Origin of the sequence: uncultured Amphritea sp., from assembly GCF_937127095.1 — a bacterium.
Lineage (GTDB): Bacteria > Pseudomonadota > Gammaproteobacteria > Pseudomonadales > Balneatricaceae > Amphritea.
Genome location: NZ_CAKZLP010000069.1, coordinates 13,514 through 30,260 on the forward strand (window position 1 = coordinate 13,514; position 16,747 = coordinate 30,260).

Annotated in this window: 18 protein-coding genes; 7 read left to right on the top strand and 11 right to left on the bottom strand. The window is 51.5% G+C overall.

Features of this window, described 5'->3' with window-relative positions; all coding sequences use genetic code 11:
- Nucleotides 1–4: 4 nt before the first annotated feature.
- From hemL to Q0499_RS17930, 3 genes are read right to left on the bottom strand one after another with little or no spacing between them, the layout of a single operon-like run.
- A complete protein-coding gene (hemL, locus tag Q0499_RS17920) occupies nt 5–1,294 on the bottom strand; it encodes a glutamate-1-semialdehyde 2,1-aminomutase (RefSeq protein ID WP_299202267.1) in 1,290 nt (429 codons plus the stop codon).
- A gap of 33 nt (nt 1,295–1,327) precedes the next feature.
- Nucleotides 1,328–1,957, bottom strand: coding sequence for a thiamine phosphate synthase (thiE, locus tag Q0499_RS17925; RefSeq protein WP_299202270.1), 630 nt, complete (start codon nt 1,955–1,957; stop codon nt 1,328–1,330).
- A gap of 27 nt (nt 1,958–1,984) precedes the next feature.
- Nucleotides 1,985–3,727, bottom strand: coding sequence for a chloride channel protein (locus Q0499_RS17930; RefSeq protein ID WP_299202273.1), 1,743 nt, complete (start codon nt 3,725–3,727; stop codon nt 1,985–1,987).
- Nucleotides 3,728–3,886: 159 nt separating this feature from the next.
- On the opposite strand from Q0499_RS17930, the gene argC reads away from it, so the two are divergent.
- Complete coding sequence (argC, locus tag Q0499_RS17935; RefSeq protein WP_299202276.1) at nt 3,887–4,918, top strand: N-acetyl-gamma-glutamyl-phosphate reductase; 1,032 nt, start codon at nt 3,887–3,889, stop codon at nt 4,916–4,918.
- 88 nt (nt 4,919–5,006) lie between these two features.
- Complete coding sequence (gene erpA / locus Q0499_RS17940; protein WP_296062005.1) at nt 5,007–5,357, top strand: iron-sulfur cluster insertion protein ErpA; 351 nt, start codon at nt 5,007–5,009, stop codon at nt 5,355–5,357.
- A 66-nt stretch (nt 5,358–5,423) separates the two neighbouring features.
- On the opposite strand, the gene Q0499_RS17945 is transcribed toward erpA, so the two are convergent.
- Nucleotides 5,424–5,573, bottom strand: a complete 150-nt coding sequence (locus tag Q0499_RS17945; protein WP_299202279.1) for a hypothetical protein — start codon at nt 5,571–5,573, stop codon at nt 5,424–5,426.
- A 152-nt stretch (nt 5,574–5,725) separates the two neighbouring features.
- On the opposite strand from Q0499_RS17945, the gene Q0499_RS17950 reads away from it, so the two are divergent.
- The 4 genes from Q0499_RS17950 to Q0499_RS17965 all read left to right on the top strand — a co-directional run bounded on the left by Q0499_RS17950 (nt 5,726) and on the right by Q0499_RS17965 (nt 8,048).
- Entirely contained in the window at nt 5,726–6,109 is a 384-nt protein-coding gene (locus Q0499_RS17950) for a hemerythrin domain-containing protein (protein ID WP_299202282.1), read from the top strand.
- Between the two features lie 66 nt (nt 6,110–6,175).
- Nucleotides 6,176–7,381 carry an NO-inducible flavohemoprotein gene (gene hmpA / locus Q0499_RS17955; RefSeq protein WP_299202285.1) on the top strand — a complete coding sequence of 402 codons (1,206 nt, stop codon included), beginning with the start codon at nt 6,176–6,178 and terminating at the stop codon, nt 7,379–7,381.
- Nucleotides 7,378–7,536: a hypothetical protein gene (locus tag Q0499_RS17960; protein WP_299202288.1), complete on the top strand. Its 159-nt coding sequence runs from the start codon at nt 7,378–7,380 to the stop codon at nt 7,534–7,536. The genes hmpA and Q0499_RS17960 overlap by 4 nt, the downstream gene beginning before the upstream one ends.
- Before the next feature lie 83 nt (nt 7,537–7,619).
- Nucleotides 7,620–8,048, top strand: coding sequence for an Rrf2 family transcriptional regulator (locus Q0499_RS17965; RefSeq protein WP_299202291.1), 429 nt, complete (start codon nt 7,620–7,622; stop codon nt 8,046–8,048).
- A gap of 19 nt (nt 8,049–8,067) precedes the next feature.
- Here the strand turns inward: Q0499_RS17965 and Q0499_RS17970 are convergent, their stop codons facing one another.
- Nucleotides 8,068–9,174: an anhydro-N-acetylmuramic acid kinase gene (locus Q0499_RS17970; RefSeq protein WP_363317830.1), complete on the bottom strand. Its 1,107-nt coding sequence runs from the start codon at nt 9,172–9,174 to the stop codon at nt 8,068–8,070.
- A gap of 52 nt (nt 9,175–9,226) precedes the next feature.
- Nucleotides 9,227–10,618, bottom strand: a complete 1,392-nt coding sequence (locus Q0499_RS17975; RefSeq protein ID WP_299202298.1) for a peptidoglycan DD-metalloendopeptidase family protein — start codon at nt 10,616–10,618, stop codon at nt 9,227–9,229.
- Nucleotides 10,619–10,996: 378 nt separating this feature from the next.
- On the opposite strand from Q0499_RS17975, the gene tyrS reads away from it, so the two are divergent.
- Entirely contained in the window at nt 10,997–12,295 is a 1,299-nt protein-coding gene (tyrS, locus tag Q0499_RS17980; protein ID WP_299202301.1) for a tyrosine--tRNA ligase, read from the top strand.
- Between the two features lie 418 nt (nt 12,296–12,713).
- Here tyrS and Q0499_RS17985 read toward each other — a convergent pair whose 3' ends face one another.
- The 5 genes from Q0499_RS17985 to Q0499_RS18005 are packed head-to-tail and all read right to left on the bottom strand — an operon-like array spanning nt 12,714 to nt 16,739.
- Nucleotides 12,714–13,700 carry a hypothetical protein gene (locus Q0499_RS17985; protein ID WP_299202304.1) on the bottom strand — a complete coding sequence of 329 codons (987 nt, stop codon included), beginning with the start codon at nt 13,698–13,700 and terminating at the stop codon, nt 12,714–12,716.
- A gap of 27 nt (nt 13,701–13,727) precedes the next feature.
- On the bottom strand, nt 13,728–14,282 hold the full coding sequence (locus Q0499_RS17990) for a hypothetical protein (RefSeq protein ID WP_299202307.1): 555 nt from the start codon (nt 14,280–14,282) through the stop codon (nt 13,728–13,730).
- 7 nt (nt 14,283–14,289) lie between these two features.
- Nucleotides 14,290–14,697 (bottom strand): hypothetical protein, encoded by a 408-nt coding sequence (locus Q0499_RS17995; RefSeq protein WP_299202309.1) that lies wholly within the window; start codon nt 14,695–14,697, stop codon nt 14,290–14,292.
- A 37-nt stretch (nt 14,698–14,734) separates the two neighbouring features.
- Entirely contained in the window at nt 14,735–15,709 is a 975-nt protein-coding gene (locus Q0499_RS18000) for a hypothetical protein (RefSeq protein ID WP_299202312.1), read from the bottom strand.
- A gap of 37 nt (nt 15,710–15,746) precedes the next feature.
- Nucleotides 15,747–16,739 carry a hypothetical protein gene (locus Q0499_RS18005; protein ID WP_299202315.1) on the bottom strand — a complete coding sequence of 331 codons (993 nt, stop codon included), beginning with the start codon at nt 16,737–16,739 and terminating at the stop codon, nt 15,747–15,749.
- Between the last annotated feature and the right edge of the window lie 8 nt (nt 16,740–16,747).

Here is a 16,747-nt window from a genome sequence, read left to right on the forward strand (position 1 = left end):
CGTTTTACTCCGCTGCCAGCTTGGCAAATACCCGCCCAGCCGCTTCGATAGTCGCGTTGATATCCGCTTCGGTGTGCGCCTGAGACATAAAGCCCGCCTCAAACGCGGAAGGCGCCAAATAGATACCCTCTTCCAGCATGCCGTGGAAGAAACGACCAAACTTCGCGGCATCGCACTTCATTACCTGGGCAAAGCACGTGACCTGTTCCTGATCGGTGAAGAACAGGCCGAACATGCCGCCGACCTGCGTGGTGGTGAACGGCACGCCATAACGCAGTGCCATTGCTTCAAAACCCTGTGTCAGCAGTTCAGTTTTCGCGCTGAGTTTTTCGTGGAAGCCCTCTTCCTCAAGGGCGTTCAGCATCGCCAGACCAGCGGCCATCGCTAGTGGATTGCCGGACAGGGTGCCTGCCTGATAAACCGGGCCCAGTGGAGAGATGTGTTCCATTATTTTGCGCTTGCCACCGAAGGCGCCGACCGGCAGTCCGCCGCCGATAACCTTGCCCATGGTGGTCAGGTCCGGCACTACGCCGTAATAACCCTGTGCGCCGGTCAGCGAGACCCGAAAGCCGGTCATCACTTCATCCAGAATCAACACTGCGCCATACTGGTCACAAACTTCACGCAGTCCTTCGAGGAATCCCGGAACCGGTGGAATACAGTTCATGTTGCCAGCCACGGGCTCAACAATAATACAGGCGATATCGTTGCCCGCTTCCGCGAAGGCCTCGCGCACATTGTCGATATCGTTATAGGTGAGGGTGATGGTGTGTTCTGCCAGACTGGCTGGTACACCCGGAGAGCTAGGCTCGCCCAGCGTCAGCATGCCGGAACCGGCTTTAACCAGCAGTGAGTCAGAATGACCGTGGTAGCAGCCTTCAAACTTCACAATCTTGTCACGGCCGGTATAACCCCGGGCCAGACGGATGGCACTCATGGTGGCTTCGGTGCCGGAGTTCACCATCCGCACCATATCCATGCCCGGCATCATCTCGCAGACCTTATCAGCCATTTCGATCTCAATCGCTGTCGGTGCGCCGAATCCCAGTCCGGAATCCATCACTTTGCGCACCGCATCCATCACTGATGGGTGAGCGTGGCCGAGAATCATCGGCCCCCAGGAGCCAACATAGTCGATATATTGCTTGTCGTCTTCATCGAACAGATAAGCCGCTTCACCGCGCTTGAAGAAGATCGGCGTGCCACCGACACCTTTAAAGGCGCGGACCGGTGAGTTAACGCCACCAGGGATATGGGCCTGTGCGGCCTGAAATAAAGACTCTGAACGGGACATGTTGAACTCTCTTAAATTCGTGTCGTGAGCGGATCAGTTAAACAGACTGTCAAACTGTCCGGCCCGGGCGCAAATGTCATCACTGGCAAACAGACTGTGGATCACTGCGATCATATCCGCCCCGGCTGAAATTACCTGCCCTGCATTATCCATATTAATGCCGCCAATCGCTACCACCGGAACGGGGAGTGTTGATCTTGCTTCATTGAGCAGGCCAATCGGTGCGGGTGTGGCATCGGGTTTGGTGCTGGAAGGGAAAAAAGCGCCAAAGGCGACGTAATCCGCACTTTGCTCACAGGCTATCTGCGCCAGCTCCAGAGAGCTGTGGCAGGTGTTACCGATAATCGCGTCGACACCCAGATATTCACGGGCCTGGCGGATATTGCCGTCACTCTGTCCCAGATGAACGCCATGAGCGCAACAGGCTTTGGCTAACACGGTATCGTCGTTGATCAGCAGGGGGCGACTGAACTGATTGCACAGGTCAACCAGTGCCAGCGCCTGCTGAAGGCGCCGGGGGTGATCGGAAGATTTGTCGCGGTACTGGATAATCTGAGCGCCACCGCGCAGAGCCTGTTCCACCTGAAACAGCATACTGTCGGTATCGGGCATTAGTTTGCTATCGGTAATGGCGTACAGGCCTTGTAACTGGAAATTTTTCATCGGCTGATCGGTTGCTCTGCTGGCGGGTTAATCTGTTTTTTGGGTATAGAACTGTTCGACTTGTTCACGGGTGATGGTGCCGGTAATCTCTTTGCTGTAGTTCTGTATCCACAAGGCATCCAGCCGTTCACTGTTCATCCTGTCCAGGGCTTCTTTGAGCGTCGCATTGACGCCCAGGGAAACAATATCTTTACGAATGGCAGGTACTTCGAGAAGGTCCAGTTCAAGCTGTGGATTAAAACCGTTCAGTTCAGTCTCCCGGTCGATAAAATATTGCAGATCGGCGGGTAACAGAATATAGCGGGGAAGGCCTTTTTTGTCCTCCAGAATAAGCCACTCGGGCCGCTGTTCCAGTGCTTTTATTGCTGACTCACAGCCGATTTTCATATCACAGCGGACAAAACTGGTATTCATCACGCTTTCGACACCCAGCCGTGAGAGTACCTGTGTCAGTGGTTCCTGACGGTAGTCCAGCCCCTGCGCTTTGAGCGAGCTGAGAAAAATCGATGGTTGATTAAAGAAGAAACGCACGGCGGTGCTGGCGACCACAATCGTCAGCATACCGGGGAAAATAATATTGGGGTTGCCGGTCAGTTCCAGCAGGGCTATCAGGGCCGCCAGTGGTGCGTTCAGCACGGCCCCCATCATCGCGCCCATCCCCAGCATGGCGTAGAAGCCAACACCGGAATTGCTTTCGCCGGTATAATGGGCGACCAGCATCGCGAAGGTGGCGCCGGCCACAGCACCGATATAAAGCGTTGGGCCGATCAGGCCGCCGGGAATACCCAGCCCGAGAACGATGGGCGTCAATAACGATTTAGCAATTAGCAGCCCCGCCAGTAGTGTCAGGCTCACATTTCCCTGTAGCACCTCAGAGATGGTGTCATAGCCGAGCCCCATTACCTGTGGATACCAGATTGCTACCAGCCCTGTTAGGCTGCCGGCGACTAAAAGTTTTACCCCCAGAGGCCAGCTAACTGACTTCTGCGTCTGTACCATAATACGGATAAACCCCGCGGCGAGCAGGGCACAAATAACGCCCAGCAGAATCACAAAAGGAATTTCAGAGACAGACTGTATCTGTAGTGCCGGGATAGTGAACACTGACTCCGCGCCGTAGGTTATCCGGATCAGCAAAGCTGCGGTGACCGAGGCAACCAGTACCGGGGTGAAGCCGATCACGGTGTACTCCATCAGAATTACTTCCATGGAAAAAATTACCCCGGCCAATGGGGTATTAAATGCAGCGGATATCGCCGCTGCCACACCACAGCCCACCAGTAATCGCAGGGTATTGTTGGGCAGCTTAAACACCTGGCCGATAAGGCTACCGCAGGCAGCGCCCAGGTGGATCGCTGGCCCTTCCCGGCCAACTGACTGGCCGGTTAACAGTGCAATGCCACCACCGAAAAACTGTACCAGCATATTTTTTGCGGGCAGGTTGCCCTGATGGTAGCTAAGCCGTTCGAGCACATGGACAACACCCACTTTTCGGGTGGCTGGTAACAGCTGCCAGAACAGCAATGCAATCACGATAACGCCGATGATCGGCAACACAATGCGCAGCCAGACAGGTAGTCCTTCAAAATTTTCACTCTGCCCGCCGGGCAACCAGAACTCCAGTGGCAGATCGATCATCAGCCGAAAGGCCAGAATCACCATACCGGAAACCAGCCCTGACATGATCCCCAGCAACACCAGCTGCGGCAGAGCCTCTGCATGGGCCAGCCGATTACGGAAGTGAGCGAATGATAGGGAGTCTTTGAACATCGGGAACTGATCAGCCTGTTTTTAAACGCGCGTGATAGAAAGCCTTAGCAGATGGGCTTTTGACTGCCTATTTTATCTATACGCAATAGTAATGCCCCTCAAGGGTTTGTATCATACGCAGACTGAATAGAAAACCGTAGAACGATTTGTGAGGTCAAAGTGATCAAAGTAGGTATCGTAGGCGGCACCGGGTACACCGGCGTAGAGCTGCTAAGGTTGTTGGCGAATCATCCTGAAGTATCGGTCGAGGTGATTACCTCCCGCTCTGAGGAAGGTATGCGAATTGACGATATGTACCCCAACCTGCGTGGTCACTACGATCTGCAGTTTACGGTACCGGATGTGGATACCCTGGCACAGTGCGATGCAGTGTTCTTTGCTACCCCGCATGGGGTGGCGATGAAGATGGCCCCTGAGCTGGTGGAGCGGGGAGTGCGGGTGATCGACCTGGGCGCGGATTTCCGGATTAAAGATCTGCAACTCTGGTCTCAATGGTATGGCATGGAGCACACCAGTGCAGAACTGGCTGCGCAAGCGGTCTATGGTCTGCCGGAAGTGAACCGGGAGTTGATTAAAACCGCGCGGATGATTGCCTGTCCGGGGTGCTATCCAACCGCGACCCAGCTGGGCTTTCTGCCGCTGGTGGAAAACGGCCTGATCGATCATCGTCGTTTGATTGCCGATGTTAAGTCCGGTGTTAGTGGTGCCGGTCGTGGTGCCAGTGTCGGTTCGCTGTTGTGTGAAAGCAGTGAAAGCATGAAAGCCTATGCGGTTGCCGGACATCGTCATCTGCCAGAGGTGAAGCAGGGGCTGAGTGAAGCCGCAGGCCGTCCCGTTGGTCTGACCTTTGTGCCCCACCTGACGCCGATGATTCGCGGTATCCATGCAACGCTTTACGGTATTCTCAAAGATCCGACCGATGGTTTGCAGGAGCTGTTTGAACAGCGCTATGCCAATGAGCCATTTGTGGACGTGATGCCAGCCGGCAGTCTGCCAGAAACCCGCAGCGTTAAAGGCGCTAACATGTGTCGTATCAGTGTGTTCCGACCACAGAACGATGACACTGTGGTAGTACTGTCAGTGATCGACAATCTGGTCAAGGGCGCTGCCGGGCAAGCGATTCAGAATCTCAATATTATGTTTGGTTTTGATGAGACCGAAGGTCTGCGTCACGCAGGGATGATGCCGTAAAGGTTAATTATCTATACTTGACTATTTTAGTTGGTTAAATAGATAATACCTACCTGAACAGGTAAAACTATTTTTTAGTGGAGCAGATATGACAGAGATGACTGACCAGCAGCCGGATATGGTGTTTTCCGATTCCGCGGCCGCCAAGGTGAAAAGTCTGATCGAAGAGGAACAGAACGATAACCTTAAACTGCGGGTATATATTACTGGTGGTGGTTGCGCGGGTTTCTCTTACGGCTTCACGTTTGATGAGGCGGTTGCCGATGATGACACCGAGATCGATAACGATGGCGTTTCCATGGTGATCGACTCGATGAGCTATCAGTATCTGGTAGGTTCGGTAGTGGATTACAAAGAGGGCCTGCAGGGTTCACAGTTTGTCATCAATAATCCCAATGCGACGACTACCTGCGGTTGTGGATCCTCTTTCTCGATCTGATTAACATCTGTTACAACATTCAAAAAGCCAGCATCTGCTGGCTTTTTTATTTTTCAGGCTTCCTGATTAGCCCAGGACATGGGAGATATACATTTTTGCGGTCAGGCCAAACAGTGTCAGACCGCCTAGTATTCCGAGAAAAATAGCGCGCCCCTCACGATTAGCCCCCGCTTTAAGCGACACGTGCCAGACACTCCAGAGCTTAAAAACGATCATTCCGATAACCGCAAAAAAGACACATATCTCACTTGTAGACCAGATAACCATTGTCAGTCTCCCTATTAATATTCATTTGACATGAATATTATATCTCAATAATATGTATTTCAAATGAATATTATTATATATCCTGCTTTCGGAGTCATTTAGTGAAAAGGTCTGCGCTTCTTCAGCCCCTGAGCCGGGAGCATCATACCGGCCTGGTCTATGTCAAACGGTTGCAGGATCTCTCCGAGCAGGGCTCAGATTCAATGCTGAGTTACTGGGCGGGGATCTGTGAGGCAGTGCAAACCGATCTCAATGCGCATTTCGCAGAGGAAGAGTTGTTGGTTCAGGGCATCAGCGAGCCATTGTTGAATCGTTTTCAAGAAGAACACCGGCAACTGCGTTCATTGATGAGTGCTCAGGATGCAGAGGGCGTAAAGGCGTTTGCAATCCTGCTTAAAGATCACATCCGTTTTGAAGAACGGGAGCTGTTTCCTCCTTTAGAGGCCTGCCATTACGATATTTTGCAACGCAATCGGCAACGCTGAAACATCGCTTCAGTGCGTCACTATAAAAAATGAAAAGATCAATTTTGTTAATTAGGAAGGGTGGTTATGCAAACAGAAACAATTGCCATTGTGAAAGCGACAGTGCCTGCTATTCAGGCATCGGGAGAAGCGATCACACAACATTTTTATCGGCTGCTATTCGCCGAGAATCCGGAACTTCAGCATGTGTTCAATATGGCCAGTCAGGCGAACGGCCGACAGCAGTCAACTCTGGCGGCCGCTATCCTGGGGTATGCCGCGAATATCGATAATCTTGGTGCACTGAGTGGCGCGGTCGAAAAAATCGCCATGAAGCATTTCAGTCTTGATATCACCCCGCCGCAGTATGAGATTGTCGGGCGTAACCTGCTGAAGGCGATCAGAGCGGTGTTAGGTGAAGAGGTGGCTACAGACAGTGTTTTGCAAGCCTGGGCAGAAGCGTATCAACAGTTGGCGGATATTCTGATCGGACGCGAGCAACAGCTTTATGCACAGGCAGAAGCAGAGGGCTGGGCTGGTTTTAAAGCGTTCAGCGTTACCCGTATAGTCGATGAGAGCGATGAGATCCGCTCTTTCTATCTGAGCCCGGTGGATGGCAAGCCGCTACCTGTTTACCTTGCGGGTCAGTTTCTCAGCCTGAAAATTGTGAATCCGGACTGGGAACATGAAGAGATTCGCCAATACAGTCTGTCTGATCGTTATACTCCAGAGGGATATCGAATCTCAGTCAAACGAGAGCCTTCACCGGCTGCTGATATACCTGAAGGCCGGGTGTCTAATTATCTGCATACTCAGGTTGAGGTGGGTAGTCGCCTGGCGATCCATATGCCCGGTGGCGATCTGTTTTTGCAGCAGAATAATCGCCCCGTGGTATTGATTAGTGGAGGGGTGGGGATAACACCGATGCTGAGTATGCTGAATCAGCTGCTGTTCAATCAGGACTGTCGGAAAATTGTCTGGCTGCATGGCACCCGTAACCGTAATACCCATGCGTTTGCAGAACATATCCATTGCCTGAATAGGGACTTCCCCGAGCTGACCGCAGTCACCTTTTATGATGATTTGAGCGATGCCCGGCAGGGGGTTGATTATGACCACTCAGGTTATATCACCGCCGACTGGCTTGAACATTATTGCCCGGAAGATGCCGAGTATTATTTTTGCGGACCGTTGCCGTTTATGAAGGCGATCTATCAGCAGTTGAAAGATCGTAATATTGATGATGACCGGCTTCACTATGAAGTGTTTGGCCCGGGGGAAAGTCTGGCTTGAGCAAAGTGAAACTGATCGTTAAGAGTGCTGTGGTTGCCGGTGTGATGTCGCTGTTCTTCTGTTTTAGTACCGACCAGTTGGGCCTGTGGGCTAAGCTTTATCCACAAGCGGCTGCACTGGCCACCTGCTGCAATTTATTGTTGAGGCGTTTATGATTGCTGCCGCTATGGCGAGGCAATTAAACGGGGTATAGTTGTCTATACCCCGTTTTTTATTGTTTTGACCCTGAGGAGTGTCCATGAGATTAAGCGCTTTCACTGATTTTGGCCTGCGTACTCTGATGTATCTGGCTACTCTGGAAGAGGCGCGGCTCAGTAGCGTGGCAGAAGTCTCTGCTGTATATCAGGTGTCTCAGAGTCATATGGTTAAAGTGATCGGGCAACTGGCAAAACTGGGATATGTGCAGACAATTCGCGGCAAAAATGGTGGAATCCGGCTGGCAGTTAGCCCTGAAACGATCAATATCGGGGAGGTTATCGAACAGTTAGAAAATTATCTCGACGGTGTTGATTGCACCACGACATCCTGTCAGTTGCTTCCCTGTTGTGAATTGAAAAAAGCCCTGATTGAAGGGATGCGGGCATTTATCGATACGTTGCGAAACTACACCCTGGCCGACCTGATGGTGAATAAGAATCAGCTGATTCCATTGTTGGCGGTAGGTTAGGTTTGAAGTTTCAGGCTAGTCAACCCCAGTAAATTGCCCCCAGCGGCCGATATCCTGCAGCGCCGGTAACCTCCGGAACGTTACCGCTCATCCGGTTGAGGGTGCGGTAGGCCAGCCAGGCAAATGCTGCCGCTTCAACCCAGTCCGGATCAAGGCTCAGTTCTGCGGTGGTGCTCAGATAGTGTGGTTTCAGCAGTTGAGTCAGCCGGGCTTTCAGCAGGCTGTTGTGGCTGCCGCCACCACAGAGAAATATCTGCAAGTCACTCAGATGGTGGCTTTTGATGGCATCGGCAATCGACACTGCGGTAAGTTCCAGCAAGGTTGCCTGAACATCTTCAGACGATGGTTTTTCTGTGAGGGTCTGCACCGTCTGCTCCAGCCAATGCAGGTTAAACTGCTCCCGGCCGGTGCTTTTTGGGGGAGCTTCACTGAAGTAGGGTAGTGCTCGCAGTTTTTCCAGTAGTGCTGGCAGTACTTTGCCTGTAGCGGCCCAGCGCCCATCCCGGTCATAGCTTTCGCTTTTGTGCTGCATAATCCAGCTGTCCATCAGCACATTACCGGGGCCGGTATCGTAACCCAGCACCGGTTTATCCTTAGCTGCTTCCAGAATGGTCATGTTAGCCATACCGCCAATATTTACCAGCACCCGGTTATGATCAGGGTGACGAAACAGCGCACTGTGAAACGCGGGCACCAGTGGTGCGCCCTGACCGCCTGCAGCCATATCACGGCGACGGAAATCACCGATGGTGGTGATGCCGGTGCGTTCGGCGATCAGATTCGGGTCGCCAATCTGTAGGGTGAAATGTGCCTCGGGTCGGTGACGAATAGTCTGTCCATGGCTGCCAATCGCGGCGATCTGCTGGCGGTCCAGAGCGTTCAGGCGAATCAGGTTTTCGACGGCGGTGGCGAACAGTTCAGCGAGCTCAAGATCCAGTCGCCCCAGTCGTTCAATCTCATTATCACCGGGGTCGAACAGCGCCAGGGTGGCTGCATGGATAGCCGCAGGGATCGGTTCGCTATGACAGGCAAGCAGCTCAAATGCCGGTTCAAAGCGAACTGCTACCGCATCGATGCTGTCCAGGCTGGTACCCGACATCAGGCCTATATAGAGGGGCGCATTCATTGGGTCAGGAGTTGGGCTGCTCATTGAGGTGTCTGCCTGCCGGATGCTGAGATCAGTTAGCCGCTGATGCCAGCTGAGTTGCTTTGAACGACTCCAGTTGTGCCAGTGATGTTTCAGCCACGACTAAGAACTTTTTACGCTCAGCGTTATCAATAGATGCCGCCTGAGGTAGTTTTACTGTCTGCGGGTTTTTATGTACACCATTAACCCGGAACTCGTAGTGCAGATGCGGACCTGAGGCGAGTCCGGTCTTTCCTACATAGCCGATCACATCACCCTGGCTGACCCGGCTGCCGGTTTTCTGGCCTTTGCGGAAGTTATTCATATGGCCGTAGAGGGTGGTAATGTTGCCGCCATGCTGGACGATCACGCAGTTGCCGTAGCCGCCTTTCTTGCCGCGCCAGATAATCTTGCCATCGCCAGCCGCTTTGATCGGTGTGCCGGTGCGCGCAGCATAGTCAGTGCCTTTATGGGCGCGGGTCAGACCCAGCACAGGGTGTTTTCGGTTGGTTTTGAAGCTGGAGCTGATGCGAGCAAAATCCACCGGGCTACGCAGGAACGTTTTGCGCATGCTGTCGCCTTCCGGCGTGTAATAGCTGCTGTTGCCATCGCTGTCGGTGAAGCGGATAGCGGTGTAGGTTTCACCCTGATTAACGAACTGGGCAGAGAGGATGTCGCCTTCACCGATCTTTTTGCCATCGAGAAACTTCTCTTCGTAGATCAGGTTGAAACTATCGCCCTGACGCAGGTCGAGAACAAAGTCGATGTCCCAGCCAAAAATCGCGGCCAGCTCCATAATCATCTTGTCGGACAGGCCCGCAGCAGAGGCATCAAGAAACAGGGAGTTTTCGATGGTGCCGGAAGCAAAACGGGACTCGATATCAGGTTGCTTGGTTATCTCTTTAACGCTGTAGCCCTGATCGGTGGCGCTTAGAAGAGTGCTTTGCAGTTGATTGCGGATATGCTTTAGTTTAACCAACTGTTTATCGTCGATAACAAAGCTGATGGTCTGGCCAGGGTAGATTCGTTTCAGCGCTTCAGTGCCTTTAACGGCATCACTCACCAGAAAAGCATCCCGGCTGCTAAGACCCGCCCGTTGAAACACAGAAGTCAGGGTATCGCCACTGCGAACGGTCACATCCTGCCAAACGTCTGGTTTCTGCTCTTCTGGCTGAGGGGACGCTGGCTGGGCTGCGGGTGACATCATCGCCATCTGATCGGGCTTAGTCTTATCTGCATGTGGTGTGGCAGACTGTAGACCGAATGGAGACGGTGGTTCTGAGTCGTTGATTTGAGGCTGGCTGAATGTCGTTGGCGCGTCTGAAGCCGGAGCCTCCGCAGACGGCATCAGCATCGCTGTCAGACCGATAATGGCTGTACAGATGATGACCGCCATCAGGTGGGTGATCGGGAGATGCCTTTTTAACCGTTCAACTAAAAACACGGCACTGTACCTCTGTATGCAAAAATTCGCTGAATTATACCGGATGCTGTCACATAATCGAAATATTCACCCTGTATCGGCGAAAAACGTTACAAATTAAGCGAAAAGTTCAGCATCCGCAGACGCGGTTGTCTCTTTTTCAGATCAGGATGACAGGGTTGCGCGTCCGGTCAGCTCTATCAGAACGCGTTTTCAGAGGAAAGTTCTGTCTGCAGTTGCTGTAAGTAAGCCGCATGTAAGTAAAGCGATGTTTAGCCTGAAAAAAGTGTTGGCTTTGTTTGATCTGAACATCATAGGTTTGTCGGATTTAATGTGGAAGGGTAGAATATGCCCCCAATCCATGATTACTACTTATTTTGTGAAGGTTAATAGACGGCAATGACAGACAAAACACTGTTACAGGATCTCAGTGCGCGCGGACTGATCGCGCAGATGACCAGTGAAGAAGAGCTGGAACAACACCTGGCTGAAGGCTCTGTTACCCTCTATTGTGGCTTTGACCCCACCGCAGATAGTCTTCACATCGGTTCACTGGTGCCACTGCTGGCGCTGAAACGTTTTCAGCAGGCCGGTCACAAGCCACTGGCGCTGGTGGGTGGTGCCACCGGTCTGATCGGTGATCCGAGCTTTAAAGCCCAGGAACGCAAACTCAACGATGACAGCACCGTGGCGGGCTGGGTTGAAAAACTCAAAGGTCAGGTGAGTCAGTTTATCGACTTCGACTGTGGTGCAAACAGTGCAGAGGTGGTGAATAACCTCGACTGGACCCGGGGGATGGATATTCTTACCTTCCTGCGGGATGTGGGTAAGCATTTCTCCGTTAACCAGATGATTGCTAAGGAGTCGGTCAAACAGCGGATCGACCGGGAAGGTGAGGGGATCTCCTTTACCGAATTTACCTACATGATTCTGCAGTCTTATGATTATCAGCAACTGAACGCCAGTCACGGCTGCACCCTGCAGATCGGTGGTTCTGATCAGTGGGGTAATATCACCGGTGGTACCGAGCTGACCCGGCGCATGAACGGCAACAAAGCCTTTGGTCTGACCCTGCCACTGATTACCAAATCTGATGGTACTAAGTTTGGTAAAACTGAGTCTGGCACTATCTGGCTGTCGCCGGCTAAAACCTCACCATACGCCTTCTATCAGTTCTGGCTGCAGACTAATGATGCTGATGTATACAACTTCCTCAGATACTTCACCTTTTTATCCATTGAAGCGATCGATGCACTGGAAAAAGCGGATGCTGAGCGTGAAGGCCGCCCTGAAGCACAGTCGGTACTGGCAAGGGAAGTGACCCGTCTGGTGCATGGCGAAGAGGGGCTGGTTGCTGCGATGCGCATTACTGACGCCCTGTTCAGTGGAAACCTCTCTGACCTGAGCGAAGCGGATTTTGAACAGCTGCAACTGGATGGTCTGCCGTCATCCAGTCTTGCAGGTATTGACCTGGTGGAAACACCGCTGACCACTCTGCTGAGTGATGCGGGTCTGGCGGCTTCCGGTAAACAGATCAAAGATGCCTTGCAGCGTAATGCTGTTATCGTTAACGGTGCTGAGAAGGGTATGGATGACAACATGAAAGCGGCTGAAGTGTTCGCCGCTGCGAACGGCACTTACGGTCGTTTCTTCCTGGTGAAACTGGGTAAGAAAAAGCACCACCTGTTTGTGATCTGATGCTGCCTACTCTTTAGAGTTGGTTAAATAAAAACGCGTTGTCCGAAAGGCCAGCGCGTTTTTTTATGACGAAAATCAGTGCATATAGAAGTCAAAATCTTCGACGGATTCTTTTAGTGTTTGAATGGCGTGTTCATAGTGTTTGATTTGACGTGATACCGACAATATCGGGAATATGAAAATAATGACAAATGCGTATACCGGTAGGTAGGGGAAATTTATCATCGCAAAGAGTGTGAACGTTAATAACAGATAAGCGAACAACAGCTGGTACTTAAGACTGTTCAGATTTTTGTTTAACCTGGCCATCTTTTCAGTGTATTCACTGGCTTTGGAAAAACTAAGATCTTTCAATACAGAATGATTCATCGGTTACACCTCCATGTGTTAACTATTACGGCAGTCAATGTCAGGCTACTCAGACTTGAGTACCGCCATTAAACAGATCAATCTCCGGGCCCTGGGAGGGCATAAAGCGTTGTTCGGCGCGCAGTTGAGCGATCGCCTCTTCAAACTCGTCATCATCCATTGAGAACCAGTAGTCGGGCTTGCGGTTATGTTGCTTATCCCAGGCGGCAGTTGTAGGGTCGCGGGGCCGGGCTGGCTCCAGTTCCGGCACATCAGGCATCGGCTGGCTGGTGTCCATATAGCGCTGGATTAGGTTCCAGACCCGTTTGAACTCATCCGGTTGCTGGCTGGTGCTGAAGCCGTGCAGGGGAATACTGTCGAAGTAACGATGATAGCGGTGCACCAGATGCAATTGATAGCTGAGTATACCCTGATGGCTGGGGCTGCTGACCAGATAACAGTCGAACTCCGGGAAAGGGTGGCTATAGAGCTCTTTATTATTTTTGTAGCGGGTGACCATGCCGGTGGAGCGGCTGAAGGTAAAGTATTTTACCGCTTTCATAAACCAAGGCATGGGTAAATATCCATGTTCAGACGCTTCAGCGTAGCCCCAGATTAGGCCGGAAGGGAGGAAAATATAGGCTATATATATAAATATGACATCTGCTAATTCATTGAAATCAAGATTGTCGTCAAAAATTATGAAACATAAAACGACTATTGAAAAAATAGGAGCAAAGATAGTACAAATGCCCTTACCAAACATGGTTAAGTAAAAGTAAATTAACCCCCACTTGTTTAGTGATCCTGCCCCATACTTTTTTTCATCCCAATGGGTTTCGCCTTTATTATTTTTTAGACGCTGCTTGATCTCGGTTGGGGTGGGTTCCTGGATCATGCTGGCTGGAAGGCTTGTGTTGGGGCGTGACCAGGGGAGGGGATCACCGCCCTGTAGCCACTTGGTCAGTGTGCCTTGTTCGGGGCGTGGCTTCTGGTTGGAGTAGCGTTCGCTGTTCCAGGCACTGCTGCTATAGGGCGTTATCTGTTGGAAGTCCATTTCTATCTATTCAGTCCGTTAGTGTTATCAGGCTTGTATGCCACCATTAAACAGATCAATCTCCGGACCCATTGAGGGACCGAAGCGCAGCTCCTGAAGAGCTTCCTGAAATGTATCATCATCCATTGAGAACCAGTAATCAGGTTTACGATTGGTTTTAGCATCGTAGGCAGCCGTCGTGGGGTCGCGAGGACGGGCGGGTTCCAGCTCAGGCACATCGGGCATCGGTTGGCTGGTGTCCATATAGCGCTGGATCAGGTTCCAGACCCGTTTGAACTCATCCGGTTGCTGGCTGGTGCTGAAGCCGTGCAGGGGAATACTGTCGAAGTAACGATGATAGCGGTGCACCAGATGCAATTGATAGCTGAGAATCCCCTGATGGCTGGGGCTGCTGACCAGATAACAGTCAAACTCCGGGAAAGGGTGGCTGTAGAGCTCTTTATTATTTTTATAGCGGGTGACCATGCCGGTGCTGCGGCTGAAGGTAAAATGTTTAACCGCTTTCATAAACCAGGGTATGGGGAGGTAGCCGCGGCCAGAGGCTTCGAAGTAGCCCCAGATTAGGCCTGAAGGAAGGAACACGTAAATGCTATATATATATGGCCCCAGCGATTTTTGTAAAGCCCCAGCCGTCAAAAACAGCAAAAGAAAGTAATACAGCAATAAACACAGGTAGTAATATGGTACATATTCCTTTGGCTATAGCAGTAAGATAAAAGTAGATTAATCCATATTTATTCAGTGACCCAGCACTATGCTGGTTCTCATCCCAGTGGGTTTCGCCTTTATTGTCTTTGATGCGCTGCTTGATCTCGGTTGGGGTGGGTTCCTCAATCATACTGACCGGAACGGTTTCGTTGGCCCTGCACCAGGGCAGGGGGTCACCCCCCTGTAGTAGTTTAATCAGCGTGCCTTGTTCCGGGCGTGGCTTCTGGTTGGAATAGCGCTGGCTGTTCCAGGCACTGCTGCTATAGGGCGTTATCTGTTGGAAGTCCATTTTTATCAATTCAGTCCGTTAGTGTGCTCAGGCGTTATCAGGCTTGAGTGCCGCCATTAAACAGATCGATCTCCGGGCCCATTGAGGGACCGAAGCGCAGCTCCTGAAGCGCTTTCTGAAATGTATCATCATCCATTGAGAACCAGTAATCAGGTTTACGATTGGTTTTAGCATCGTAGGCAGCAGTCGTGGGGTCGCGGGGCCGGGCGGGTTCCAGTTCAGGCACATCGGGCATCGATTGGCTGGTGTCCATATAGCGCTGGATCAGGTTCCAGATCCGCTCAAACTCGTCCGGTTGCTGGCTGGTGCTGAAGCCGTGCAGGGGGATGCTATCGAAGTAGCGATGATAGCGGTGCACCAGATGCAGCTGGTAGCTGAGAATCCCCTGATGGCTGGGGCTACTAACCAGATAACAGTCGAACTCGGGGAAAGGATGGCTATAGAGCTCTTTATTGTTTTTGTAGCGGGTGACCATGCCGGTAGCACGGCTAAACGTGAAATGTTTGACCGCTGTCATAAACCAGGGCATGGGGAGGTAGCCGCGGCCCGAGGCTTCGAAGTAGCCCCAGATCAGTCCGCATGGAAGGAAGACAAAGAGTATATATATATATAAGGTTTCTAGTAGTTCATTAAAATTTAAGCTGGTGTCAAAAATAATAAAGCCTAAAATCACAATGATGAAAAGTGGTCCGCCTATCGTGCAAAAACCTTTGGCGATTGCAGTAAGGTAAAAATAGATCAGTCCCCATTTATTTAATGAGCCTGCGCTATACTGGCTCTCATCCCAATAGGTTTCCCCTTTATTGTCTTTGATGCGCTGTTTGATCTCTGCGGAGGTTGGCTCCCGGATCATACTGACGGGAACCGTTTCGTTGGCCCGGCTCCAGGGTAGCGGGTCACCACCTTGCAGCAGTTTAATCAGCGAGCCCTGTTCCGGGCGTGGCTTCTGGTTGGAGTAGCGCTCGCTGTTCCAGGCCGTGCTGCTATAGGGCGTTATTTGTTGGAAGTCCATTTCTATCTATTCAGTCCGTTAGTGTGCTCAGGCGTTATCAGGCTTGAGTGCCGCCATTAAACAGATCGATCTCAGGGCCCTGCGTGGGCATAAATCGTTGTTCGGCACGCAGTTGATTTATCGCCTCTTCAAACTCGTCATCATCCATTGAGAACCAGTAGTCGGGCTTGCGGTGATGTTGTTTGTCCCAGGCGGCAGTTGTAGGGTCGCGAGGACGGGCCAGCTCTAACTCTGGTACATCGGGCATCGGTTGGCTGGTGTCCATATAGCGCTGAATCAGGTTCCAGATCCGCTCAAACTCGTCCGGTTGCTGGCTGGTGCTGAAACCGTGCAGGGGAATACTGTCGAAGTAGCGATGATAGCGGTGCACCAGATGCAGCTGATAGCTGAGGATACCCTGATGGCTGGGGCTGCTAACCAGATAACAGTCGAATTCGGGGAAAGGATGGCTATAGAGCTCTTTATTGTTTTTATAGCGGGTGACCATACCGGTGCTGCGGCTGAAGGTGAAATGTTTGACCGCTTTCATAAACCAGGGCATGGGGAGATATCCCCGGCCTGAGGCTTCGAAGTAGCCCCAGATCAGGGCTGAAGGGATAAAAACATAGAGTATATATATATATATCGGCTCGATTAAATCTAAATGTGTTATAGGTTCGTATATAAAAGGAAGAATAATTACAACCAAAATAAAGAATGGTAAGAACATTGTACAGATACCTTTACCGAAGGCCGTAAGGTAAAAATAGATCAGTCCCCATTTATTCAATGACCCTGCGCTATACTGGTTTTCATCCCAGTGGGTTTCCCCTTTGTTTTCTTTTAGGCGCTGCCTGATCTCGGTTGGGGTGGGTTCCTCAACCATACTGACCGGAACCGTTTCGTTGGCCCGGCTCCAGGGCAGGGGGTCGCTTCCCTGTAGAAGCTTTATCAGCACTCCCTGTTCGGGGCGGGGTTTCTGGTTGCTGTAATGCTGACTATTCCAGGCGCTGTCTTGATATCGATCCTGTGGCGTTTCTATTTTATTCATAATGAGTC

Coding starts and splice junctions, on each gene's coding strand:
- hemL (WP_299202267.1), bottom strand. CDS start 1,294: ATGTCCCGTTCAGAGTCTTTATTTCAGGCCGCACAGGCCCATATCCCT.
- thiE (WP_299202270.1), bottom strand. CDS start 1,957: ATGAAAAATTTCCAGTTACAAGGCCTGTACGCCATTACCGATAGCAAA.
- Q0499_RS17930 (WP_299202273.1), bottom strand. CDS start 3,727: ATGTTCAAAGACTCCCTATCATTCGCTCACTTCCGTAATCGGCTGGCC.
- erpA (WP_296062005.1), top strand. CDS start 5,007: ATGACAGAGATGACTGACCAGCAGCCGGATATGGTGTTTTCCGATTCC.
- Q0499_RS17945 (WP_299202279.1), bottom strand. CDS start 5,573: ATGATCGTTTTTAAGCTCTGGAGTGTCTGGCACGTGTCGCTTAAAGCG.
- hmpA (WP_299202285.1), top strand. CDS start 6,176: ATGCAAACAGAAACAATTGCCATTGTGAAAGCGACAGTGCCTGCTATT.
- Q0499_RS17965 (WP_299202291.1), top strand. CDS start 7,620: ATGAGATTAAGCGCTTTCACTGATTTTGGCCTGCGTACTCTGATGTAT.
- Q0499_RS17970 (WP_363317830.1), bottom strand. CDS start 9,174: ATGAATGCGCCCCTCTATATAGGCCTGATGTCGGGTACCAGCCTGGAC.
- tyrS (WP_299202301.1), top strand. CDS start 10,997: ATGACAGACAAAACACTGTTACAGGATCTCAGTGCGCGCGGACTGATC.
- Q0499_RS17985 (WP_299202304.1), bottom strand. CDS start 13,700: ATGGACTTCCAACAGATAACGCCCTATAGCAGCAGTGCCTGGAACAGC.
- Q0499_RS17995 (WP_299202309.1), bottom strand. CDS start 14,697: ATGGACTTCCAACAGATAACGCCCTATAGCAGCAGTGCCTGGAACAGC.
- Q0499_RS18000 (WP_299202312.1), bottom strand. CDS start 15,709: ATGGACTTCCAACAAATAACGCCCTATAGCAGCACGGCCTGGAACAGC.
- Q0499_RS18005 (WP_299202315.1), bottom strand. CDS start 16,739: ATGAATAAAATAGAAACGCCACAGGATCGATATCAAGACAGCGCCTGG.